This window comes from Enterococcus sp. AZ048 (genome assembly GCF_051715125.1).
In the GTDB taxonomy this organism is placed as follows: domain Bacteria; phylum Bacillota; class Bacilli; order Lactobacillales; family Enterococcaceae; genus Enterococcus_A; species Enterococcus_A gilvus.
In genome coordinates, this window is record NZ_JBIOTD010000002.1 from 224,413 (window position 1) to 245,225 (window position 20,813).

Consider the following 20,813-nt stretch of genomic DNA (forward strand, 5'->3'; position numbering starts at 1 on the left):
AACAAATGATGGTTAAAAGAACAAGTGTGCTTTCTGATAACTAAGGAGAATAATTAATCGTAAAAAAATAGATTTTCCTCTTGCCTTGAAGTCAACTCCAAGGTGTATGCTTGATTCATCAGGAGGGATTTAGAATGAGAGAAAGCAAAGTAATCGTAATTACAGGAGCTTCCAGCGGCATCGGAGAAGCGAGTGCCAAGCTGCTTGCAGCACATGGGAATCGCGTCGTTCTGGGTGCTCGCCGGGAATCTAAACTAAGGGAAATCGTTGAGGATATACGAAATAATGCTGGAAAGGCCATTTATCAGGAAACAGATGTCACGGATAATCGGCAGGTCGAGTCCCTTGTTCAGTTTGCGGTGGATACCTTTGGAAGGGTCGATGTATTGATCAACAGTGCAGGGATCATGCCCCATTCCCCATTAAAGGATAAGCGGATCAAGGATTGGGATCAGATGATCGATAGTAATATTAAAGGAACGCTTTATGGGATCGGAGCGGTGCTGCCTTTTATGAATGCACAAAAAAGCGGCCAGATCATCAACATTTCTTCGGTGGCTGGTCATTATGCTCATGCTGGCGGTGCCGTGTATTCTGCGACAAAATGGGCCGTTCGTGCTATCAGTGAGTCTTTGCGGGAGGAAGTGGCGCAGGATGGATCGAATATTCGGGTCACGATCGTTTCGCCAGGCGCAATCAATACCGATTTATTATCTTCGGTCACTGATCCGACTTTGAAGAAAAACTACGAAACATTTTATGATCATTTTGGCATCTCTGTGGATCGTGTAGCGACAACGATCCAACAAGCCATCGACTTGCCTGACGACGCGGCGTGGAACGAAATTATTATTCGCCCGACAAAACAGGTACAATAGAGGAGGAGCAGCAATGGAAAACGTTACATTAAATAACGGCGTGAAGATGCCGATTTTAGGATTTGGTGTTTATCAGATCTCCGACCTTGAAGAATGTGAAGAGATCGTCTATCAAGCAATCACTCAGGGGTATCGTTTGATCGATACCGCGGCAGCTTATGGAAACGAAGAAGCCGTCGGAAAAGCGATCAAACGCAGTGGGGTTCCTCGTGAAGAATTGTTTCTCACGACGAAATTATGGATCAGTGATGCGACGTATGAGGGAACGAAAAAAGCGTTTCAGCGATCGTTGGAACGATTAGACTTGGAGTATGTGGACCTTTATTTGATTCACCAACCATTGAATGATGTCTATGGTGCCTGGCGTGCGATGGAGGAGCTATATAAAGAAGGAAAAATCAAAGCGATTGGTGTAGCGAACTTTTATCCAGATCGTTTGATTGATTTAGCAGCCTTCAACGAGGTCACTCCGGCGGTCAATCAAATCGAAATCAATCCTTTCTTTCAAAGAACAGCCGATCAAAAGGCAATGGTCGAAAAGGGTGTGCAGGTAGAAGGTTGGGCACCTTTTGCGGAAGGTAAAAATAACTTGTTTCAAAATGAGCTGCTGCAACAAATCGGGGATCAATATGGCAAATCTGTCGCACAAGTCATCTTGCGCTGGCATATTCAACGAGGCATCGTGGCAATTCCAAAATCTGCGAATGTCGCTCGGATGCAGCAAAATTTTGACGTGTTTGATTTTGAATTATCAGCAGAGGACATGGATAAAATAACGACATTGGATCAGCAGAAATCCAGTTTCTTTGATCATCGTGAGCCGGAAGCTGTGGAGAATTTGATAAGTTTGGTGAGAACCACTGAGTGAGAAAGGAGAGAAGACATGAATATCAAAGAAGTCAGTGAAAAGTATGAGCTTTCGGCAGACACCTTGCGTTATTACGAACGAATCGGGGTGATCCCTCCGATTACTCGTGATAAAAATGGGTATCGGGATTTTTCTGAGAAGGATTTGAACTGGGTGTATTTCGCCAAAGTTTTACGCAATGCGGGGGTGTCGATCGAAGGATTGATCGATTATGCCAGTCTTTCTCGCGAAGGCGGCGAAACCTTGGGTGCAAGAAAGGCGATTTTGCAGGAGCATTTGGATGAAGCGGAAGCGAAAATCAGTGCATTAGAAGAAGCGCGGGATTATTTGAAATACAAACTAGATAATTTTGATACTCATATGGTCACTTATGAAAAGGAAAAACTCCAAATCAATAACGAGTTGAAGGAAGAGTGAGGATGCAGCCAACCTGGGAAGGTGGAAAATAAATGAAAAAACGATTCGGGCTTTTAGCAGCGATAGTTGCGATTGCCGCGTTGTCAGCTTGCGGCAATACGGAGAATCAGTCTCAAGATTCAAGTTCTACTGGAAATAAGTCAGAAGATTCGGCTCCTGTTGCTCCAGCGCCAGAGAAATTTAGGAAGTCATTGGTGGTTTATTTTTCAGTGCCGGAAACAGATGATCCTGAAAATATGACCCAAGAAGAGGAAAACAGCGCGGTCGTGATCGATGGGGAAGTTCTAGGCAATACACAATATGTGGCGCAAACGATCCAAGAACGAGTTGGAGGGGACATTTTCCGAATTGAACCTGACAAAGCGTATCCTACAGATCATGAAGAATTAGTGGATCTGGCTAGTAAGGAACAAGAGGAGGGGGCACGACCAGCATTAAAAGAAAAAATCGAAACGATGGATCAGTACGAAACAATTTTTCTCGGCTATCCAAACTGGTGGGGGGACATGCCCATGATCATTTACAGTTTCTTGGACGAAACAGATCTCGCTGGGAAGACCATCATCCCTTTTAATACCCATGGCGGCAGTGGTTTTTCCGATACGATCGATTCGATCAAGAAAGAAGAGCCCGGCGCCAAAGTAATCGAAGACGGCTATTCCGTCAATCGTGATGAGGCCACCGACAGTAAAGAAGCGGTGATTAAATGGTTGAATGACTTAAACATCTAAAGAGGCTAGGGCGCTGCGAATAACACTTGCAGCAGTCAGCTATTAAGGAAATGGAGTGAAAAAATGAAAACGATCTATTTGATGCGTCACGGGGAGACGTTATTTAATCAACAGAAAAAAATACAAGGGTGGTGTGACTCGCCTTTAACAGAGCTTGGCAAGAAGCAGGCGCTGATCGCGCGGGATTATTTTGTCAGAAACAAGATTGAGCTGGATAGTGCCTATGCCTCTACCTCGGAAAGAGCCTGTGATACGTTGGAGCTGGTAACAGATTTGCCTTATAAACGAGTCAAAGGATTGAAGGAATGGCATTTTGGTGATTTAGAGGCGGAGCATGAATACTTGAATCCACCCTTGCACTACGGTGATTTTTTCACTAAATTTGGCGGGGAAGGGGAAAAGGACTTTCGTGCACGAGTGGCACAGACGGTTCTTGAACTGGCTCGGGAAGATCAGGGGAAAACGATTTTGATGGTTTCTCACGGAGCATCTTGTCGGCAATTTATGCGGGAATGGGAACACAAAACCAAGATAGATCTACAAGGGAGAATCGCAAATTGCTGTATTCTGAAATTTGCCTTTGAAGAGGATCAGTTTGAGTTGCTGGAAATAATCAATCACGATTTTTCACTCATTGTGTAAAGCCAAAAGTGCTTCTACTTTACGTTCGTTAAGTAGAAGCATTTTTTTCTTTCCTATTTCAACATTTTCTTTTTGAATGCGCCTCTGGCTAAAGCGTAGAAAAGCACCATCAATGCGAGGCACCACACAAGCGATAAAATGAGATCATTCATCTCTAATGTTTGACCTAAAAGTAAAGCTCGAACGGTTTCGATAATCGGAGTCATCGGTTGATTTTCCGCAAAGACCTGCAACCACTCGGGCATTGTTTCGATCGGCACAAAACCAGAGCTTAGGTAGGGAAGTGTAATCGTAAAAATCGAAAAAGCGCTGGCGCCTTCTGGACTATTAGCTAAAATGCCAAAGAGAACCGCAATCCAAGAAAGAGAGGCAACAAACAATAAAATGATGCCGATTGCCAGCAGCCATTCATGAAACTGCGCTTCCGGGCGAAAACCAACGACTAAACCGACAATAACTAAAGTGACGATCGTCAGCAAATTGCGGAGTATCGCTTCTAGAACGTGACCAGTTAGAATCGATGATTTTTTGATCGGCATCGTAAGGAAGCGATCAATAATCCCTTGCTTGATGTCGCTGCTTACGCTAATGACTGTCGTAGCGGCACACTGTCCAATGCATTGTAGGATGATGCCGGGGAAAATGTAGTTGATGTAAGAGATTCCGCCAACATCAATCGCGCCGCCGAATAAGGAAACAAAAAGCAGCAGCAGCAGTAAAGGCGAGACTAGACTTGTCAAAACAGTGTCAATATTACGCATAGATAAGGTGAGGCATCTTTTCGACATGATGAAGGTATCGGTAAATAATGGAAGACTTTTATTCATTTATGACACGCTCCTTTTCTCCGATTAGGGTTAGAAAAACATCCTCTAAGGAGGGATCTTTTTGCAGAAAATGCCGAATTTGAATGTCATTTGATCGAAGTAACTCCAAGATTTCAATAAAGGTATCAGCCGTACCATCAGTATAAATGGTCACTAAATGCTGTTCGTCATCAAGAGTAAAGTTATAAGAAGAAAGAAGTGCCTGAGTTTTTTGATAATTCCCCTCATCTGCAAATGAAAATTCAATCAAGCCTTGTGGAACGGCCTGCTTCAGATCAGCAAGAGTACCATCCACAATGATCAACCCCCGATCCAAAATCGCAATATGACCCGCTAATTCCTCCGCTTCATCCAAATATTGAGTGGTTAAAAAGATTGTTGTTCCGGCTTTTTTCAGCTTCTTAATGATCTGCCACATGCTTCGACGGCTTTGGGGATCAAGTCCGGTCGTCGGCTCATCCAAGAATAGGACAGCTGGATCGTTGACCAGACTCATGGCGATATCGATCTTTCTGCGCATGCCGCCAGAATAGGTAGCGACCAGTCGATCGCCAGCCGTCGTCAAATCAAAATACTCCAGCAATCCTCTGGCTTTTTCCTTCGCATCTTTTAACCCGTTCAATTGACCGATCATGACTAGGTTTTCGAAGCCGCTCAAAAATTCATCCACCGAGGCAAACTGACCAGTCAAACTAATAACTTCGTGAACTTTGCTAGGTTCCGATAAGGGATCATAACCATAGATCGAGATTTTTCCGCTGTCCGGCTGGGTGAGGGTGGTCAAAATTCTAATCGTGGTTGTTTTACCGGCACCGTTTGAACCCAACAAAGAGAAGATCGAGCCTTTCTCAATGGTAAAGCTGACATTGGTTAAGACGGGCACACCCTGATAGCTTTTTTTGAGATTTTGAACAGAGAGTGCTGTAGTTTCAGTAATCATTTTAATTCCTCCTTTTATCATACATTGTGTATGTATGCATTTAAATAAAAAATAAAATTGCTAGGCAATTTTATTTATTTTCCGATACGGTCAATCAATTCTATGGTACTTTCCAGCATTTCGTCGTCAATGATAGGGACACCCATTTTTTCAAAGGTATCTTTTGCAAAATAAAGCTTTTCAAGCAGCTCTTCATGGGAACCCGGAGCAATCGAAGGGACTAACCAGATGTCAGTAATTAAAACAAAAAAGCTGGCAAAGGCTTTCGGATATTTTACCCCTGTGATTGATCCATCAGCGATACCTTCACGGATCAATTCTTCAAACAGCGGGGCGATCACTTTTTGATTACTTTCAAAAAATTCAGTGAAGATTTTCGGATTCTCTACTAAAGACAGAGACATCATGTTGATCTCTTGCTTGTCTTGATTTTGATGTTGGAACCTGACGACCTGCCTAATCTTTTCTAAACCATTCAAGCCTTTTTCTTTTTTTACTTTTTCAAACGGATTGTTGTCATAAAACATACGATCGCCAAGAGCATCCAGCACTTCTTCCTTCGATTTGAAGTGGTGGTAGAAGGCCCCGCGCGTCAGTCCGCCTAGGTTATTCACGATATCCAAGACCGTCGTTTCTTCAAAACCCTTTTCCATAAACAACTTCATGGAAACATCTAAAATTTTCTGCACGGTCTCTTCAGGATACTTATTTCTAGCCATGTTCACTCATCCTTTTAACATACATACATCATGTATCTATAATATAATCTTATTTCTCTAATTTGTCAATGCGCTTTCACTCGATTCTAGGATTATCCGATAAAATCCCGTTTTCGATCCATTTGTTTTTCTTCTTAAAATCAGTAAGATTCTCTTGGAAATTCTTCGCATATAATAGCGAAAAGAGTGTGTCTAAAATATATTCAAAAGCAATTTGCGATGAGAAGGTACTGACTTTGAGGAAATCCAACTCTTCCTGCGTGAACACGATGGATTGAGTAGCGAGCGGAATCAAGTTTGATTGATTATTGCCAGTAATTAAGATCGAAGGCACATTTTCATTCAAAAAGTGCTTCAGCATTCGTTCATATTGCGATACACGTGCGCGATAGGTAATAAAGATGGCACAATCTCTGCTGGTGAGACTGGCGGCATTCCAATCCTCGTCCGCATATTCATCGGCAATGATCAAGAATTTATTGATCTTCACCAGCTTATTTTGAAAGCTGCGAGCCCGAATCTGCGAATCCCCTTGCGCAAATAGAAAGATTCGTTCAGCATTTGACAACAAATCTGCCGCTTCATCAAGAATTTGCTCATCCAGTTGAGCGTAGGTGCGCTGTACCGTATTGATCGTCAAATCCGCGATTTTCTTCGCAATCTCTTTGGTGGAATCCTGCGGCAGAAAAGGGAAATTAGCATCAACTGGATTCGAACGATACATATCACTGTGGGCGATCTCAGAAACAGCTACACGAAAATCACGAAAACCCTCGTAGCCCATCTTTTGCGACAAACGAATGACCGAAGAGTGGGAAGTATAGGTATTCTTGGCGAGCTCCGCCACATTAATAGCCGGAATCATCGTTAAATTCTCTAAAATATAGTCTGCGATCCGCTTTTCAGTATTAGTTAAATCTTGCTGCAAGCGCAGTTTGTCGATTAAAAGCATGTAATCAGCTCCTTGTCTGTATTAATGGTTATTCTTAAAGCACCTGTTAAATAAAGTGAAGTAAATACTTTACGAACGGAAAGTTTTTCGTGAAATTTCTTTACATTTTGAAAGTATTAAACGAATCGACTTAACACTCTGTCAAAGTTGAAAGTAATTTCGACATCCTATCTATCATAACTTAATTTCACTATTTTCAGAAGAGATGTTCTTATCTGAGCTCAAGTTCTGGTAGAAATGTTCAGAAATCGAAGCAGTTTTCGCGAATGCGTGAATAAAATGACCTGTTTTGCTGAAAAGGCTTCTCAATAAACGGGTTTCTTCTATAATAAAGGTAACAACAAAAAATTTGGAGGGATCTACACATGCTGACGATTGCCTATATTGGAAACGGAAAAAGTACAAATCGGTATCACTTACCATTTTCTACGAAACTACCAGAAAAAATCACCGTCAAAACAATCTACTCGCCAAGTGGGCGAATCACTTGGGAGAAAAATCCCGGCACGACGTATACATCGGACATCAATGACATCTACAATGACCCAGAGATTCAATTGGTCGTGGTGACAACGCCCAGTCCGCTGCATTTTAAATTAGGCAAAGAAGCGTTGGAGCACGGAAAAAATGTCCTGATTGAAAAACCTTTTACAGAAACCTCTGACGAAGCCAAGGAATTGTACAGATTGGCGGAGGAAAAAGGATTATTTGTCCAATGTTATCAAAATCGCCGGTATGATTCCGACTTTTTAACCGTTCAAAAAGTAATCGAAAGTGGTGTGCTAGGGGATCTTTTAGAAGTCGAGATGCACTACGATTACTTCCGTCCAGAAGTACCAGAGAGTGTTGAAACCTTCTCTATTGGAACGAGCTACCTGTATGGGCATGCGTGCCACACGCTGGATCAAGTGATCTCGTATTTTGGTCGCCCGGATGACGTCCACTATGAGGTTCGCCAGCTTTTAGGCGACGATCGGATGAATGATTACTTTGATTTGGATTTGTTTTATGGTCGTATGAAGGTTTCTGTGAAGTCGAGCTATTTCCGTCTAAAGGAACGTCCTAGTTTTGTTGTCTATGGCAAGAAAGGTGTCTTTGTGAAGGAGACCAAAGACCGCCAAGAGGAGCACTTGAAAATGTTCTATATGCCAGAAAACAAAGATTTTGGGATTGATTTACCGGAGCATTACGGGACATTGACGTACATAGACGAGGAAGGGACCTACCATGAAGAAAAGGTCGTTTCTGAAATTGGCGACTATAGCCGCGTCTACGAGGATATTTATGACACGCTGATCAACGGGAAACCTAAAGTTGTCAAAGATGAGGAGACACTGCTGCAAATCGAGATGCTGGAAAAGGGTATCCAACCACTCACACGATAAAGAAAGCGAGGAAAAAACATGAAATTAGCCATTTTTGGTTCTGGGAAAATCGTGCAAGAATTTTTATCGATCACGAAAGATTTATCGGAGATTCAATTAAAGGCGATTTTAGGAACAAAAAGAAGCCAAGAAAAAACGGAAAAATTAGCTGAGGAATTCGGAATCGATGCCGCCTACACGGACATTGAAGAGTGCTTAAAAAGCGACGCCTTCGACACGGTGTATGTAGCAGTGCCAAACCACCTTCATTACAGTTTTGCAAAAAAGGCCTTGGAGGCAGGAAAGCACGTGATCTGCGAGAAGCCCTTTACTTTGAAGTATGGAGAATTAGTGGAATTGGAAACCCTCGCATCAGAAAAAGAGGTAGTATTAGTAGAGGCGATCACCAACCAATATTTGAAAAACTACCAAGGAATCAAAGAAGCAAGCCAGAAAATCGGCGCATTGAAAATCATCGAATGCAACTACTCGCAATATTCCTCGCGCTATGATGCCTTTAAAGAAGGAACGATTTTGCCAGCCTTCGATCCGAAAAAGGGCGGCGGCGCCTTGATGGATATCAATATCTACAACATTCATTTAGTGGTGGGACTGCTTGGCAAACCAAAAGACGTTCGCTACTTAGCCAACATCGAACGAGACATTGATACGTCTGGCATGCTGCTGCTGGATTATGGCGATGTGAAAGTTGTTTGTATTGGTGCGAAGGATTCACAAGCGACCATTCGCTCAACCATTCAAGGGACAGAGGGATCGGTCGTGGTGAATGGACCGACGAACACGTTAGACAGCTATACGACAGAAAAACTTTCAGGAGAAAAAGAGACCTTTGATTACAAAGATCATCCACACCGCATGTTTGATGAGTTTAAACTCTTTAGCCACGTGATCGATAGAAATGATCAGGCATTTGTAAAAAAACAATTAGAGCATAGCAAAACCGTAATGGCCATCGTTGAAGCCGCGATCAACGATGCTGGAATCGTCTTGGGAGAATAACAAATAAACCGCACAGGATTTTACTCTGTGCGGCTTTATTTATTATTGTCCCCAATAAAATAACCCATAATAGAATAAATAGCCCCATCCAAACATCCCGTGGAAGAAGGCCCAAAAAAGACTGTGCCATTTTCTATAAGAGACGATAAATGCAAGGATATTTCCTAATCCGATCGCTGAATTCATTGGTCACCTCAAATCTTTCTTATTTAAATAACGTATAATGAATAGAGAATAGTACTATATGAAGAATCGTGTCGTATAGTACATGTGTCGTTTGGATAACAAAAAAAGAAGAATCTGGCGCTTAGATTTCACCGTAAAAAGAGCGTTCTAGGAAAAGCAATTTTTTCAAGAATGTTCTCTATGCTAAAAAGGATAAAGACAAATTGAAAAAAAGGCAATCTTTTTAATAAAACGCTTGCCTTAAAGTGGACTTCAACGTGTATGGTATAGAAAAGAAAGGTGTGGAGACGAATGGATTATGTGAAGTTGGGAAATACAGGATTGGATATTTCAAGAATTTGTTTAGGTTCTATGAGTTTTGGCGATCCGAAGAATTGGATTCATAAGTGGGTATTGGAAGAAGAAGAGAGTCGTCCCTTGATCAAGAGAGCGCTGGAGTTAGGGATCAACTTTTTCGACACTGCCAATGTCTATTCATTAGGAAGAAGCGAAGAGATTCTCGGGAAAGCATTGAAGGATTTTGCGACGCGTGAGGAAATTGTTCTGGCGACAAAGGTTCATCAAAAAATGTTTGATGGGCCAAATGGGCAAGGGCTGTCACGAAAACACATCATGGCGCAAATTGATCAAAGTTTGCAACGGCTTCAGACGGACTATGTTGATCTTTATATCATTCATCGTTGGGACGAAAATACGCCGATCGAAGAAACGATGGAGGCGCTGCATGATGTCGTGAAATCGGGCAAGGCTCGTTATATTGGCGCATCCGCGATGTTTGCGTATCAATTTCAACAGGCAAATCATGTGGCTGAAAAAAATGGCTGGACAAAGTTCGTATCGATGCAGAATCATCTGAATTTGATCTATCGGGAAGAAGAGCGGGAGATGATCCCTTATTGCCGTTCAGAAAAAATCGCGTTGACGCCCTACAGTCCGATGGCCTCTGGACGGTTGCTCCGTGACCGCGCTCAAGTGACGAAGCGCAGCACAACAGATACCGCACAAAAAGCAAAATATGACGAAACAGCGGAAAAGGATCAGGTGATCATTGATCGTGTCGCTGAATTAGCAGAAAAATATGAAACGAACCGGGTCAATATCGCACTCGGCTGGGTGCTGCAAAAAAATCCCGTCGCAGCACCAATAATCGGAGCGACTAAAATGAAGCACATCGAGACTGCTGTTGGTGCAGTGGATTTCAAGCTCTCAGAAGAAGATGTCCGTTATTTGGAAGAACCGTATGTTCCTCATCGAGTTGTAGGACATAGCTAAAATCGAAGAAAAGTACTAATTGTTTTACAAATAATCAATAAAAAAGAGCGTATATCAGAAATGCGGATGCGATTATGCAAAGCTCCCTTTATTCCGAGCCGCAAGACTGATAGAATTGAACGAATAGGATGGTTCTTTTAGAGTGAAACGGCAAAACTTAAAAAAGGAGCGGTGACTATGAATATTTCAGAAGTGGCTGCGAAGTTTCATATGACGCCAGCGACGATCCGTTACTATGAGAAGCAAGGGCTGCTTCCGCCGATCACCCGAAACGAGTTGGGTATTCGAGACTTTCAGGAAGAGGATATTAAGTGGGTCGAATTTATTAAGTACATGCGCGATTCTGGCCTATCCATCGAGTCATTGGCGAGGTATTCAACCCTCTATCAACAGGGCGATGCGACGTTATTGGAACGGAAGGAAATCTTGATTCAGGAGCACGAAAAATTGGTTGAGAAGCAGAAGCTGATCCATGCGACGCTTGCTCGCTTAGAACAGAAATTGGATAATTACGATCACATGATTCAAGTCTGTGAACCGCAGTTTTCACGAAATCATAAGATTTTTGGGATAGACCGTGTAACCAGATAGAATCTGAAATTGTACAAAATGTTATTTTAAAATGATGGGGGATAAAATGGGAAAAGTAGTGTTTTTGGATATTGATGGTACCTTGTGCAATGAAAGCGGACGTGTTCCAGAAAGTGCAAAAGAGGCGATCCAGCAAGCCCATGAACAGGGGCATCAATTTTATTTATGTACGGGAAGGTCAAAAGCTGAGATTCCTGACGATGTGCTTGCACTGCCGATCAGCGGCATTATCGGTGCTGGCGGAGGCTATTGCGAAGTGGAAGAAGAAGTTATTTTACACCGTGTATTTGATGCGGCTGAGCTGAACAAACTGATCCAGTTCTTAGAGGCGCACCAGGTAGAATATTACCTTGAATCGAATCAAGGATTATTTGCGAGTGCCAACTTGAGAAAGCTGCTCATTCAGCTTACGTTGGGAGAAACGGCGGAGGATTCACCAGAAGGGCAAGCAAAAATCCAATCGGTCAAATGGTTTTTAGACTTGCTGATTGAAGATCCCAGCAAAATCGACTATGAAGACGTGAACAAAGTGTCCTTTGTGAATCAATCGATTCCTTATGAAGTCATTCATGAGGAATACGACGGTGATTTCCAAATGCTGAGAAGTACCGTTTCGGCATTTGGTCCTGACAGCGGGGAGATCGGGCTGAAAAACATCAATAAACGAACAGCTATCGAAACGCTCCTGCAGCATATTCAACGGGAAAAGGCTGAATGTATCGCCTTTGGAGATGGTGTAAATGATATCGACATGTTTGAAGCCGTGGCCCTGGGAATCGCTATGGGCAATGCCAAAGAGGAACTAAAAGCTGTCGCGGATGAGGTCACGCTGTCTCATGATGAGGGCGGTATCGCCTTTATGCTTGAGAAGCTGGACCTTATCAACGCGTAAGCTTTTTAATCCTCTAGGCTAATCTGCTATAGTGAAAGAAAAGTAAAAAGGCGGAAGTTATGGAAATCAGACTTTTACGATATTTTTGGGCTGTTGCACAGGAAGGAAACATCTCTCGTGCTGCTCGGATCTTAAATATCACCCAACCTACATTGAGTCGTCAAATCAAGGAGCTGGAAGAAACGGTCGGTGCACCGCTTTTTCATCGTGAAAAGAATCGGTTGAGTTTGACAAAAGATGGGTATTTTTTGAAGGAACGAGCCGAGGAAATCTTGGCGTTGGATGAGAAGTTGGAACAAGCCTTTTCTGCTCAACGAAAGGAGCAACTAAGCGGAACGATCGCCATTGGTTGTGTAGAAGCGGACAATTCAGACACCGTGGCTATGCTTTTGGAGGAGCTGGTCAGCGACTATCCTCAGATTCAGTTCAATCTAGTGACTGGAACGAGTGATGATATTTCTGATCGCCTAGAAAAAGGAATTCTAGATCTAGCAGTTTTGCTGGAGCCGATTGATTTGAGGGATGTGGAGACCCTTCTGCTCCCTCGGGAAGAGCGATGGGGAATCCTCGTTTCTAGAGAATTATTTATCGCGAAAAAGGACGTACTGACTCCTGAAGATATCAAAGGGCTGCCGCTGCTATGCTCAAGTCGTCCAGAGGTCCAAAGGCTACTTGCAAAATGGTCGGGGAGTCCGTTTGAGCAACTGAATGTTGTTGGAAATTTCAATTTGATATTCAATGTTTTGCCTTTGGTGGATCATAAAGTCGGGGCAGCGCTAACCGTTGAGGGGGCGATTTCTGATCGGAAATTAGAAGAATCCGTCTTTATCCCGTTGTATCCCACAGTCAAAACAAACTGTGTATTGGTTTGGAAAAAGCGTCTGCAAACGCCGGCTGTACAAGAATTGATCAACCGCTTCAAGTATGCTTTTCAGCTATAGTAGTATGCTGATATAAGCATTAGATAGTAGGAACAATGAGCTGTATTCTGAATGTATTCAGAATATCGCTCATTTTTTTTTATGAAGGAGGCAATTAGATGAAAAAGAGAACACTTGGTCAACAGAAGTTGGAGGTATCAGAATTAGGGTATGGCTGTATGGGGCTGAATCACCATCGTGGACCTGCCAAAGAGCCAAAGGAAATGGCGCGCGTCGTGCAAGAAGCCTTTCACCAAGGCGTCACAATGTTCGATACCGCAGAAGTGTATGGTCCCTACACAAATGAAATTCTCGTGGGAGAAGCTGTCAAAGATTTTCGAAAAGACATCGTCCTCGCTACGAAAGGGGGATTCAAGATCGACGGGCAATCCAATTTTCCCGACAGCAGTAAAAAAACGTTAAGAGCCTCTTTGGAAGGGTCACTTAAGCGGCTGCAGACCGACTATATCGATTTGTACTATATTCACCGAGTGGACCCCCATACTCCTATTGAAGAGGTGGCGGAAACCATCCAGCAATTTAGAAAAGAAGGAAAAATTCGCCATTGGGGGTTGTCTGAGGCAAGCGGAGATACGATTAGAAAAGCCCATGCCATCGAGCCTCTAACAGCAATTCAAAGTGAGTACTCGATCTGGTGGCGCGCGTTAGAAGCGGATATTTTTTTGATTCTGGAAGAATTAGGGATAGGTTTAGTGGCCTATAGCCCATTAGGAAGAGGCTTTTTGACCGGAACAATGACGAAAGAATCTATTGCTAATGAAAACGACAACCGTGCAGAGCTGCCGCGCTTTACTCAAGAGGTAATGGCGGCCAACCAAGGGGTTCTTGACTTGATCTATGAAATCGCCAAAAAGAAAGAAGCCACTTCTGCTCAAATCGCGATTGCTTGGATCTTAGCACAAAGAGAGTGGATCGTTCCGATTCCGGGCACCACCAATAGCAACCGATTAACTGAAAATAACCAGGCGAGTACGATAGCCTTTACGAAAGAAGAATTAAGCCAGATGAATCAAGCCGTGGCTGCGTTGACGATCGTTGGCGATCGCTATCCGCAATCAGAGAAGGAACGGACTGGAAAATAGAAGGTCTATGACTTTAATCAATAGTGAAGGACTATTTGAAGGAGGCTGTGCGATGACTTCAATAATAATTTTTTTCTCTCGAGCAGGAGAAAACTATATCGATGGTAAGAAAAAAATGATTTCGGTCGGAAACACCGAACGATTGGCCAGAATAATCAGTGAGCAAACACAACTAGCCGCGTATTCGATCCGTCCTATTGTTCCTTATCCAGTTAATTATGAGGAAGCCGTGGAGCAGGCAAGACTAGAAAAGTTCCATGCTCAACGAGTGGACTATCAGAAGGACCCGATCGATTTAGAAAAAATTAAGACCGTTTTTCTTGGTTTTCCTAATTGGTGGGGAACCTATCCGCGGATCATTCAGACTTTTTTAGCAGATCATGAGTGGAGGGACAAGGTGATTTATCCCTTTTGTACGCATGAAGGCAGTGCTTTTGGTTCAAGTCTGGAGGAGCTGTCTCTTGTCTGCAGCGGCGCGGAGATCAAAACCGGGTTAGCGATTCGCGGATCAAAGAGTGAACGCGCAGATACTGCGATAAAAAATTGGTTGCTTTCTTATTCGAAACAACAATCATGAAACAGGAGGAAAAAAGAATGGTAAAACATAAAGAAGTTGAAAATGGCGTGATTTTTCCCGTTGGCGAAAAGAACGAAGCGTATGCGGAATTTTTTGTCGGTCAAAGCTATCTCCATCCACTGATCGCTGATCCGACGATTGACGTAGGTGTTGCAAACGTGACCTTTGAACCAGGCTGCCGCAATAACTGGCATATTCATCACGAGGGCTATCAATTATTGTTAGTTACTGGAGGAGAAGGCTGGTACCAAGAAGAAGGCAAAGAAGCACGTCGTCTAAGTGCAGGAGATGTGGTCATCACCCATGATGGGGTCAAGCATTGGCATGGCGCCGCAAAAGACAGTTGGTTTGAGCATATCGCTGTCACCGCGGGCACACCCGAATGGTTAGAGCCTGTATCGGATGACTGGTATGACCAACTAAAATAAGAACTTGAATAAATAAAGTAAACCTAAATTACAAAAAAGTTTACCTTAAAGATAGGAGCTTAGCAAATGGAAAAACAAACAGCAGGAAGAGAAAGATTAGGTGAATTTGCCCCACAGTTTGCAGCGTTGAATGACGATGTATTATTTGGAGAAGTATGGGCTAAGGAAGACGAGCTTTCCGCCCATGACCGCAGTATGATCACCTGTTCAGCCTTGTTGGCGATGGGTGCGCCTCAATTAGAAGCACATCTAAAAATAGCAAAGAAAAATGGCGTGACAAAAAAAGAAATCGTCGCATTGATCACACATCTCGCATTTTATGCGGGGTGGCCAAAGGCGTGGAGTGCGTTCGCGTTAGCAGAAGATATTTTTGAACAGAATTGAGGGATAAAATGAATAAAACTATAGAAGGAAAAGTCGTGGTGATCACAGGGGCCTCCTCTGGAATTGGGGAAGCTACTGCAAGAATGCTGGTTAATGAAGGGGCGAAGGTGGTATTGGGCGCCCGGCGAGAAGAAAAGTTGCAGCAATTAGTAAAAGAATTCGGAGAAACGAGTGTTTACGCCACTACAGATGTGCGTAAATCTGAAGAAGTCGAAGCTCTAGTTGACTTAGCGGTAAAAACGTTTGGAAAAGTGGATGTATTATTTGCGAATGCTGGAATCATGCCGGCTAGCAATATGAGCGAGCTAAAAACAGAAGAATGGAACGACATGATCGATTGCAATATCAAAGGAGTTTTAAATGGTTTAGCCGCGGTGCTTCCTCATTTTACCAAGCAAAAATCTGGGAATGTATTAGCCACAAGCTCAATTGCAGGATTAAAAGTCTTTCCAGGAAACAGTGTTTATACCGGGACTAAATTTGCGGTACGAGCGATCATGGAAGGCTTCCGAATGGAGTCTGCGTTGGAAAAAACGAATATTCGCACTACAACGCTTTATCCAGGAGCCATCTCAACGGAATTATTGTCTACGATTTCTACACAAGAAGTCAAACAAGGGATGGAAGAGTTTTATCAAATCGCCATCACTCCTGAAGCAGTAGCGAAAACCGTTCTGTTTGCTATTCAGCAGCCAGCCGAGGTGGCTATCACAGAAATGACCATTTTGCCAAGTGTGCAGGCGTAGAAAAAAGAAAATGCAGTACCTGAATGTTTAAGCCATTCGGGTACTGTATTTTTTTGTGGGCTCCTCATTTATTGACTTGATACAATCTGTTATTTTATGATTAACGTTCGATTATTTATTGTTGAGATAGCAGAAGAAAAGGCAACGGAAACGGCTCTTTTTTCATGAGCAATCAGGTATCTTAAAGTAGAAAAGAGTAGTTGAATAAAAAATAGACGATGCTGAATGACGCATAAAATAACGGATTTAACTAAGACTCTTTATAAGAAGAAAAACATCTTTTTTAGGTTGCGCTTACATTGTTGCCAAAAAACATTGCAAAAATCTCTACTTATCAAGAAAAATAAAGGGTTATATACTCACCTTAGACGAGAGGAAGATATAAATGAAGGATCGAACAGTTAATATATTACGTATTTTTATAACTTCTGATTATCCTGTCACTTTGGCAAAGCTGGAGGAAGAATTTCATACAAGCACTCGAACCATCCGAAATGAGTTGCGAGAAATCAATCATTTTTTGGTGGAAAAACACTTTCCAGAAATCAAAAATCTGCGAAAAAGAGGGTATCGACTGGTTTTATCTTCAGAGGAAAAGAAGTCCTTATTGTCTCACTTAGGTGCGACAGAGGAGACGCAATACTTGGATCGCGAAAATCGGATGTTTGATTTGATTCTTTCTTTTTCATTGAGCAGGAAGCCCGTCTTCTTGTATCAAAAAGAAGAGGATTATCAAATTTCGAAAAGCACGCTGGATGAAGACATGCGTCGGGTCAGGAACATGCTTGCGGAATATGGGATCGAGGTACTAAGTGTCGCGAAGCAAGGCATCGTATTGAAGGGGGCAGAGCGGTCGATTCGAACGATGATCTATGAGGTCATCAATCGTTCTGTAGGTGTTATTTCTCCGCAGTCTGAGCAAGAATTTTCGGTTAATCGAAGGATTTTGTCCAGTTATCTTTCGGAAGAATTGTTTGAAAAGCTGGATCACTTGTATGCGTCGTCTGTGAATTTGGAAGAAGACGCGATTTATCGGAATCAAATGCTGGTCTTTACCGCCGTTTGGCTGAATCGTTATTTACGAGAAGACCTTATCGCAAGTTCTGCGTGGGAGGCACCGGATACTCCTCAAAGTGAGATTCGGGATTTTGTAACAGCAATCTGCGAGACTTTTCAGCTCTCCCCTCCAGAAGTGGAGATCAAATACATTGTTTTTATGCTAAATACCTTCAATTCGCGGGACATGAACAATTCGATCGAATGGGTTCAAGCGCAATTGTTGTCGATCCAGTTGATGCAGTTTGTTGAGGAAAAAACCAAAATTCCTTTTTCCAGAAAAGAAGAATCTTTACAGGAAGACCTCTACAAGCATTTGGTCGGCATGATCAATCGAGTGAAGAGCAATATCCAGATCGTCAATCCGCTGAAAGAAACGGTCAAAAAAAATTACGGCAATATATATGCAGCGATCCAACAATTTACTCCGGCTATCGAACAAGTAACGAAGAAAACGTTGAGTGAGGACGAGCTTGCCTTTCTCACCATTCATTTTTCGACTTCGGTCAGTTCGATCAACCAAGACCTCCACTACATCTATAAAGCAGTAGTGATCTGCAACCACGGGGTAGCGACTGGCAAGCTGTTGTCTGAAAATTTGAAAGAGTTATTTAATATCGAAGTGTTGGCCGTATTGAGCTCTAGAGAAGTAGCGTTGATTGAAAAATTGGATGTGGATTTGATCTTTAGTACGGTGGCGATTCGTTATTCAGAAAAGCCGGTTTTAGAGTTAGAACCCATTATTAAAGAAGAAAGCAAACGCCAAATTACGGCATTCTTAACAGAAAATCAAAAACTTAAACGTTTGGTCAATCATCAAGATTCGACACATCTATTTTCAGCACTGATCGAGACCGTTGAGAAGAGCGGGGGGAAAGTGACTGAAGGTATTTACAAAGAATTGGAAACGCTTTTTGATCAAAACCATTTAACGATAAACAAGAAGGAGATTCAGCCGATGTTAGAAGATGTTTTAATAGACAGCAACATTTTATTGAATGAGCAGGTGAAGACTTGGGAGGAATCTATCCAGCGAGTGTCTGAACCGTTGATTAATGAGCGGGTGATCGAGCCAAGGTATGTCACGGCGATGATCGACTCAGTAAAGGAGTATGGTCCGTATATCGTAATCGGGAAGTACATCGCATTGGCCCACGCGCGGCCGGAAGACGGGGTCAACCGCTTAGGCGTGACCGTTGCAACGATCAATGAACCGATCGCATTCGGAAATGAAGAGAACGATCCCGTGAAAATCATCTTTTGTCTGGCTGCGGTGGACTCCTACTCTCACTTAAATATCATGAAGAGTCTGATCGCTCTGATCAATGATGAAGAGAAGATAGATCGTTTAAGCAAAGAAACGGATGTCGATCGTTTCAAGGAAATTTTATTTAGTTAACGGAATTATGCATAGTTCAATAGATAAAAAAAGAATGGAGAGAAAGAAAATGGGAAAACAAGTGTCAATTTTATTCGTATGCGGAGCAGGATTAGGAAGCAGCTTTGCGGCTCAAATGGCGGCTGAGGATGTGTTGAATGCACATGGGGTCGATGCAAAACTGGATCACGTGGATATTTCCACAGCAGCTTCTTCACGTTCGGACATCATCATCACTGCACAAAATTTCAAGTCACAATTTGAAAAATTCTCGATCAACGAAGAGCAAACAGCCATTGTCTATTTAAAAAATATTGTGTCCAAACCAGAAATCGAAGAGAAACTACTACCGATCTTAGAAGCAAAAGGCGCGTTATAAAGCCATTCTAAAAGACCATAGGATTTCTTTCGTAGGACAAGTGAGTATCGAATTTTAAACTCATTTTTCGAGTTTTGAAAAATGAATACTATAAAACGAATAAGGATGCCAGTTCCACTGATCAAAGGTTTAAACGGCCAATTATCATTTGAAGACTAGTGGAATGGTATACGGCATGAGGATCAAACTCATTTTTCGATTTTAAGAAAAATGAATACTATAAAACGAATAAGGAGCGAAACAAATGGGAGTTGTTAATTTTATTATTGAAAATATTTTGACACAAGCATCCATCACCATTGCACTGATTGCGATGCTAGGGCTGGTTTTGCAGAAAAAATCTGCGGGGCAAGTCCTATCGGGAACCTTAAAGACACTGCTTGGCTTCCAAGTACTAAGTGCGGGTTCGAGTATTATCGTTGGAAGCCTTACGTATTTTGGTGAAATCTTTACGGCTGGATTTCATATGCAAGGGATCATCCCTTCAATCGAGGCGATCAACGGGCAAGCGATGAACGAATTGGGGTTAGGGCGCGACATAGCATTGACTTTTCTAGGTATTTTTATTGTGAATATTCTGATCGCGCGCTTTACTAAATGGAAATACATCTTCTTAACGGGTCAAGCGATTCTATGGATGGCAACGATGACGACTGTTTTTGGCTACTTTTCTGGCTTGAGAGGGCTAGTTCTGATCGTTGTTGGAAGTATCGTCGGTGCGATTTTTGCAGTCGCGATGCCAGCGATTGCGCAGCCGATCATTCGTAAAATCACAGGATCAAATGATATCGCTCTAGGTCATTTTTGTACGATTGGTTATATGTTTGAGGCTGGAGTCGCTTATATTTTCGGTGAACGAGGCGAGAACAAAAAATCCATCGAAGACATCAATCTACCAAAATCTTTCGAGTTCTTACAGGATACGTATTTGTCTGTAATGGTCGTGATGGTGCCGCTATATATCGTCACTGCCGCTTTCGCCGGACCAGGAGTTGGCGACCACGGCGCGCAGCATTACTTGATGTTTGCCTTCTTGCAAGCGATCCAATTTGTAGTTGGTGTTTATGTCTTGCTATCAGGAGTCCGTTTATTATTGGGTGAGATCGTACCGGCTTTCCGAGGAATTGCGATGAAGCTAGTACCCAACGCGATTCCAGCATTGGACTGCCCAGTATTTTTCCCTTACTCACCAAATGCGGTGATCTTAGGATTTATTACGACGACGATTGGTACGATCATCGCCATGTTTATCTTGCCGACCTTTGGTTTAGCAATGATTCTACCGGGAATGCTGACGAACTTCTTCGCAGGAGGAACAGCGGGGATCTTCGGAAATGCAGTCGGGGGTCGTCGAGGTGCGATCATCGGGGGGATTGCTCATGGCTTTTTCATCACCCTTTTACCAGCACTTTTAGTAACGATCTTTAATCAGATGGGCTTCGTCAATGCCACTGCGACGGATGTAGATACCGTTGCGGCCGCACTGCTGTATGCATGGATTCTTAGCCCGATCTTAAAAATGTTTTAATTAGGAGGTTTCGCG

At 42.8% G+C, this 20,813-nt stretch carries 24 protein-coding genes; 19 read left to right on the forward strand and 5 right to left on the reverse strand.

Features of this window, described 5'->3' with window-relative positions:
* Nucleotides 1–134 precede the first annotated feature (134 nt).
* The 5 genes from IGI66_RS14955 (at nucleotide 135) to IGI66_RS14975 (ending at nucleotide 3,536) form a co-directional block, all read left to right on the forward strand.
* Complete coding sequence (locus IGI66_RS14955; protein ID WP_438849428.1) at nucleotides 135–878, forward strand: SDR family oxidoreductase; 744 nt, start codon at nucleotides 135–137, stop codon at nucleotides 876–878.
* A 13-nt stretch (nucleotides 879–891) separates the two neighbouring features.
* Entirely contained in the window at nucleotides 892–1,746 is an 855-nt protein-coding gene (locus tag IGI66_RS14960) for an aldo/keto reductase (RefSeq protein WP_438849429.1), read from the forward strand.
* A 15-nt stretch (nucleotides 1,747–1,761) separates the two neighbouring features.
* A complete protein-coding gene (locus tag IGI66_RS14965) occupies nucleotides 1,762–2,163 on the forward strand; it encodes a MerR family transcriptional regulator (protein WP_010779126.1) in 402 nt (133 codons plus the stop codon).
* A gap of 32 nt (nucleotides 2,164–2,195) precedes the next feature.
* Nucleotides 2,196–2,894 (forward strand): flavodoxin, encoded by a 699-nt coding sequence (locus IGI66_RS14970; protein ID WP_438849430.1) that lies wholly within the window; start codon nucleotides 2,196–2,198, stop codon nucleotides 2,892–2,894.
* A 63-nt stretch (nucleotides 2,895–2,957) separates the two neighbouring features.
* Nucleotides 2,958–3,536 (forward strand): histidine phosphatase family protein, encoded by a 579-nt coding sequence (locus tag IGI66_RS14975; RefSeq protein WP_438849431.1) that lies wholly within the window; start codon nucleotides 2,958–2,960, stop codon nucleotides 3,534–3,536.
* A 53-nt stretch (nucleotides 3,537–3,589) separates the two neighbouring features.
* Here the strand turns inward: IGI66_RS14975 and IGI66_RS14980 are convergent, their stop codons facing one another.
* From IGI66_RS14980 to IGI66_RS14995, 4 genes are all read right to left on the reverse strand, one after another.
* Nucleotides 3,590–4,363, reverse strand: coding sequence for an ABC transporter permease (locus IGI66_RS14980; protein ID WP_438849432.1), 774 nt, complete (start codon nucleotides 4,361–4,363; stop codon nucleotides 3,590–3,592).
* Nucleotides 4,356–5,303 (reverse strand): ATP-binding cassette domain-containing protein, encoded by a 948-nt coding sequence (locus IGI66_RS14985; protein ID WP_438849433.1) that lies wholly within the window; start codon nucleotides 5,301–5,303, stop codon nucleotides 4,356–4,358. Before IGI66_RS14985 ends, IGI66_RS14980 begins: the two co-directional genes overlap by 8 nt.
* Before the next feature lie 74 nt (nucleotides 5,304–5,377).
* Nucleotides 5,378–6,022: a TetR/AcrR family transcriptional regulator gene (locus tag IGI66_RS14990; RefSeq protein ID WP_438849434.1), complete on the reverse strand. Its 645-nt coding sequence runs from the start codon at nucleotides 6,020–6,022 to the stop codon at nucleotides 5,378–5,380.
* 76 nt (nucleotides 6,023–6,098) lie between these two features.
* Nucleotides 6,099–6,974 carry a MurR/RpiR family transcriptional regulator gene (locus IGI66_RS14995; protein ID WP_438849435.1) on the reverse strand — a complete coding sequence of 292 codons (876 nt, stop codon included), beginning with the start codon at nucleotides 6,972–6,974 and terminating at the stop codon, nucleotides 6,099–6,101.
* Nucleotides 6,975–7,339: 365 nt separating this feature from the next.
* On the opposite strand from IGI66_RS14995, the gene IGI66_RS15000 reads away from it, so the two are divergent.
* Both IGI66_RS15000 and IGI66_RS15005 read left to right on the forward strand, forming a co-directional pair.
* Nucleotides 7,340–8,359, forward strand: a complete 1,020-nt coding sequence (locus IGI66_RS15000) for a Gfo/Idh/MocA family oxidoreductase (protein ID WP_438849436.1) — start codon at nucleotides 7,340–7,342, stop codon at nucleotides 8,357–8,359.
* A gap of 18 nt (nucleotides 8,360–8,377) precedes the next feature.
* Nucleotides 8,378–9,358, forward strand: a complete 981-nt coding sequence (locus tag IGI66_RS15005; RefSeq protein ID WP_438849437.1) for a Gfo/Idh/MocA family protein — start codon at nucleotides 8,378–8,380, stop codon at nucleotides 9,356–9,358.
* A 42-nt stretch (nucleotides 9,359–9,400) separates the two neighbouring features.
* Here the strand turns inward: IGI66_RS15005 and IGI66_RS15010 are convergent, their stop codons facing one another.
* Nucleotides 9,401–9,544, reverse strand: coding sequence for a hypothetical protein (locus tag IGI66_RS15010; protein WP_010779132.1), 144 nt, complete (start codon nucleotides 9,542–9,544; stop codon nucleotides 9,401–9,403).
* A 291-nt stretch (nucleotides 9,545–9,835) separates the two neighbouring features.
* Between IGI66_RS15010 and IGI66_RS15015 the strand changes: the two genes are divergently transcribed.
* The 12 genes from IGI66_RS15015 (at nucleotide 9,836) to IGI66_RS15070 (ending at nucleotide 20,798) form a co-directional block, all read left to right on the forward strand.
* Nucleotides 9,836–10,816 (forward strand): aldo/keto reductase, encoded by a 981-nt coding sequence (locus tag IGI66_RS15015; protein ID WP_367378735.1) that lies wholly within the window; start codon nucleotides 9,836–9,838, stop codon nucleotides 10,814–10,816.
* A gap of 177 nt (nucleotides 10,817–10,993) precedes the next feature.
* On the forward strand, nucleotides 10,994–11,407 hold the full coding sequence (locus IGI66_RS15020) for a MerR family transcriptional regulator (protein ID WP_438849438.1): 414 nt from the start codon (nucleotides 10,994–10,996) through the stop codon (nucleotides 11,405–11,407).
* A gap of 46 nt (nucleotides 11,408–11,453) precedes the next feature.
* Nucleotides 11,454–12,299: an HAD family hydrolase gene (locus IGI66_RS15025; RefSeq protein WP_438849439.1), complete on the forward strand. Its 846-nt coding sequence runs from the start codon at nucleotides 11,454–11,456 to the stop codon at nucleotides 12,297–12,299.
* Nucleotides 12,300–12,358: 59 nt separating this feature from the next.
* Nucleotides 12,359–13,240, forward strand: coding sequence for a LysR family transcriptional regulator (locus IGI66_RS15030; RefSeq protein ID WP_438849440.1), 882 nt, complete (start codon nucleotides 12,359–12,361; stop codon nucleotides 13,238–13,240).
* A 98-nt stretch (nucleotides 13,241–13,338) separates the two neighbouring features.
* Nucleotides 13,339–14,322 carry an aldo/keto reductase gene (locus tag IGI66_RS15035; RefSeq protein WP_438849441.1) on the forward strand — a complete coding sequence of 328 codons (984 nt, stop codon included), beginning with the start codon at nucleotides 13,339–13,341 and terminating at the stop codon, nucleotides 14,320–14,322.
* A gap of 52 nt (nucleotides 14,323–14,374) precedes the next feature.
* Complete coding sequence (locus tag IGI66_RS15040) at nucleotides 14,375–14,899, forward strand: flavodoxin (RefSeq protein WP_438849442.1); 525 nt, start codon at nucleotides 14,375–14,377, stop codon at nucleotides 14,897–14,899.
* A gap of 17 nt (nucleotides 14,900–14,916) precedes the next feature.
* Nucleotides 14,917–15,327, forward strand: a complete 411-nt coding sequence (locus IGI66_RS15045) for a cupin domain-containing protein (protein ID WP_086305050.1) — start codon at nucleotides 14,917–14,919, stop codon at nucleotides 15,325–15,327.
* A 66-nt stretch (nucleotides 15,328–15,393) separates the two neighbouring features.
* Nucleotides 15,394–15,711: a carboxymuconolactone decarboxylase family protein gene (locus IGI66_RS15050; protein WP_301516443.1), complete on the forward strand. Its 318-nt coding sequence runs from the start codon at nucleotides 15,394–15,396 to the stop codon at nucleotides 15,709–15,711.
* An 8-nt stretch (nucleotides 15,712–15,719) separates the two neighbouring features.
* On the forward strand, nucleotides 15,720–16,457 hold the full coding sequence (locus IGI66_RS15055) for an SDR family oxidoreductase (RefSeq protein ID WP_438849443.1): 738 nt from the start codon (nucleotides 15,720–15,722) through the stop codon (nucleotides 16,455–16,457).
* Between the two features lie 385 nt (nucleotides 16,458–16,842).
* Nucleotides 16,843–18,912 (forward strand): BglG family transcription antiterminator, encoded by a 2,070-nt coding sequence (locus IGI66_RS15060; RefSeq protein ID WP_438849444.1) that lies wholly within the window; start codon nucleotides 16,843–16,845, stop codon nucleotides 18,910–18,912.
* 49 nt (nucleotides 18,913–18,961) lie between these two features.
* Nucleotides 18,962–19,270, forward strand: coding sequence for a PTS sugar transporter subunit IIB (locus tag IGI66_RS15065; RefSeq protein ID WP_010779142.1), 309 nt, complete (start codon nucleotides 18,962–18,964; stop codon nucleotides 19,268–19,270).
* Nucleotides 19,271–19,514: 244 nt separating this feature from the next.
* Nucleotides 19,515–20,798, forward strand: a complete 1,284-nt coding sequence (locus tag IGI66_RS15070) for a PTS sugar transporter subunit IIC (protein ID WP_010779143.1) — start codon at nucleotides 19,515–19,517, stop codon at nucleotides 20,796–20,798.
* Nucleotides 20,799–20,813: the final 15 nt, after the last annotated feature.

Bases quoted from the DNA above. Each gene is read 5' to 3' on its own strand.
- IGI66_RS14955 (WP_438849428.1), top strand. From the start codon at position 135: ATGAGAGAAAGCAAAGTAATCGTAATTACAGGAGCTTCCAGCGGCATC.
- IGI66_RS14960 (WP_438849429.1), top strand. From the start codon at position 892: ATGGAAAACGTTACATTAAATAACGGCGTGAAGATGCCGATTTTAGGA.
- IGI66_RS14965 (WP_010779126.1), top strand. From the start codon at position 1,762: ATGAATATCAAAGAAGTCAGTGAAAAGTATGAGCTTTCGGCAGACACC.
- IGI66_RS14970 (WP_438849430.1), top strand. From the start codon at position 2,196: ATGAAAAAACGATTCGGGCTTTTAGCAGCGATAGTTGCGATTGCCGCG.
- IGI66_RS14975 (WP_438849431.1), top strand. From the start codon at position 2,958: ATGAAAACGATCTATTTGATGCGTCACGGGGAGACGTTATTTAATCAA.
- IGI66_RS14980 (WP_438849432.1), bottom strand. From the start codon at position 4,363: ATGAATAAAAGTCTTCCATTATTTACCGATACCTTCATCATGTCGAAA.
- IGI66_RS14985 (WP_438849433.1), bottom strand. From the start codon at position 5,303: ATGATTACTGAAACTACAGCACTCTCTGTTCAAAATCTCAAAAAAAGC.
- IGI66_RS14990 (WP_438849434.1), bottom strand. From the start codon at position 6,022: ATGGCTAGAAATAAGTATCCTGAAGAGACCGTGCAGAAAATTTTAGAT.
- IGI66_RS14995 (WP_438849435.1), bottom strand. From the start codon at position 6,974: ATGCTTTTAATCGACAAACTGCGCTTGCAGCAAGATTTAACTAATACT.
- IGI66_RS15000 (WP_438849436.1), top strand. From the start codon at position 7,340: ATGCTGACGATTGCCTATATTGGAAACGGAAAAAGTACAAATCGGTAT.
- IGI66_RS15005 (WP_438849437.1), top strand. From the start codon at position 8,378: ATGAAATTAGCCATTTTTGGTTCTGGGAAAATCGTGCAAGAATTTTTA.
- IGI66_RS15010 (WP_010779132.1), bottom strand. From the start codon at position 9,544: ATGAATTCAGCGATCGGATTAGGAAATATCCTTGCATTTATCGTCTCT.
- IGI66_RS15015 (WP_367378735.1), top strand. From the start codon at position 9,836: ATGGATTATGTGAAGTTGGGAAATACAGGATTGGATATTTCAAGAATT.
- IGI66_RS15020 (WP_438849438.1), top strand. From the start codon at position 10,994: ATGAATATTTCAGAAGTGGCTGCGAAGTTTCATATGACGCCAGCGACG.
- IGI66_RS15025 (WP_438849439.1), top strand. From the start codon at position 11,454: ATGGGAAAAGTAGTGTTTTTGGATATTGATGGTACCTTGTGCAATGAA.
- IGI66_RS15030 (WP_438849440.1), top strand. From the start codon at position 12,359: ATGGAAATCAGACTTTTACGATATTTTTGGGCTGTTGCACAGGAAGGA.
- IGI66_RS15035 (WP_438849441.1), top strand. From the start codon at position 13,339: ATGAAAAAGAGAACACTTGGTCAACAGAAGTTGGAGGTATCAGAATTA.
- IGI66_RS15040 (WP_438849442.1), top strand. From the start codon at position 14,375: ATGACTTCAATAATAATTTTTTTCTCTCGAGCAGGAGAAAACTATATC.
- IGI66_RS15045 (WP_086305050.1), top strand. From the start codon at position 14,917: ATGGTAAAACATAAAGAAGTTGAAAATGGCGTGATTTTTCCCGTTGGC.
- IGI66_RS15050 (WP_301516443.1), top strand. From the start codon at position 15,394: ATGGAAAAACAAACAGCAGGAAGAGAAAGATTAGGTGAATTTGCCCCA.
- IGI66_RS15055 (WP_438849443.1), top strand. From the start codon at position 15,720: ATGAATAAAACTATAGAAGGAAAAGTCGTGGTGATCACAGGGGCCTCC.
- IGI66_RS15060 (WP_438849444.1), top strand. From the start codon at position 16,843: ATGAAGGATCGAACAGTTAATATATTACGTATTTTTATAACTTCTGAT.
- IGI66_RS15065 (WP_010779142.1), top strand. From the start codon at position 18,962: ATGGGAAAACAAGTGTCAATTTTATTCGTATGCGGAGCAGGATTAGGA.
- IGI66_RS15070 (WP_010779143.1), top strand. From the start codon at position 19,515: ATGGGAGTTGTTAATTTTATTATTGAAAATATTTTGACACAAGCATCC.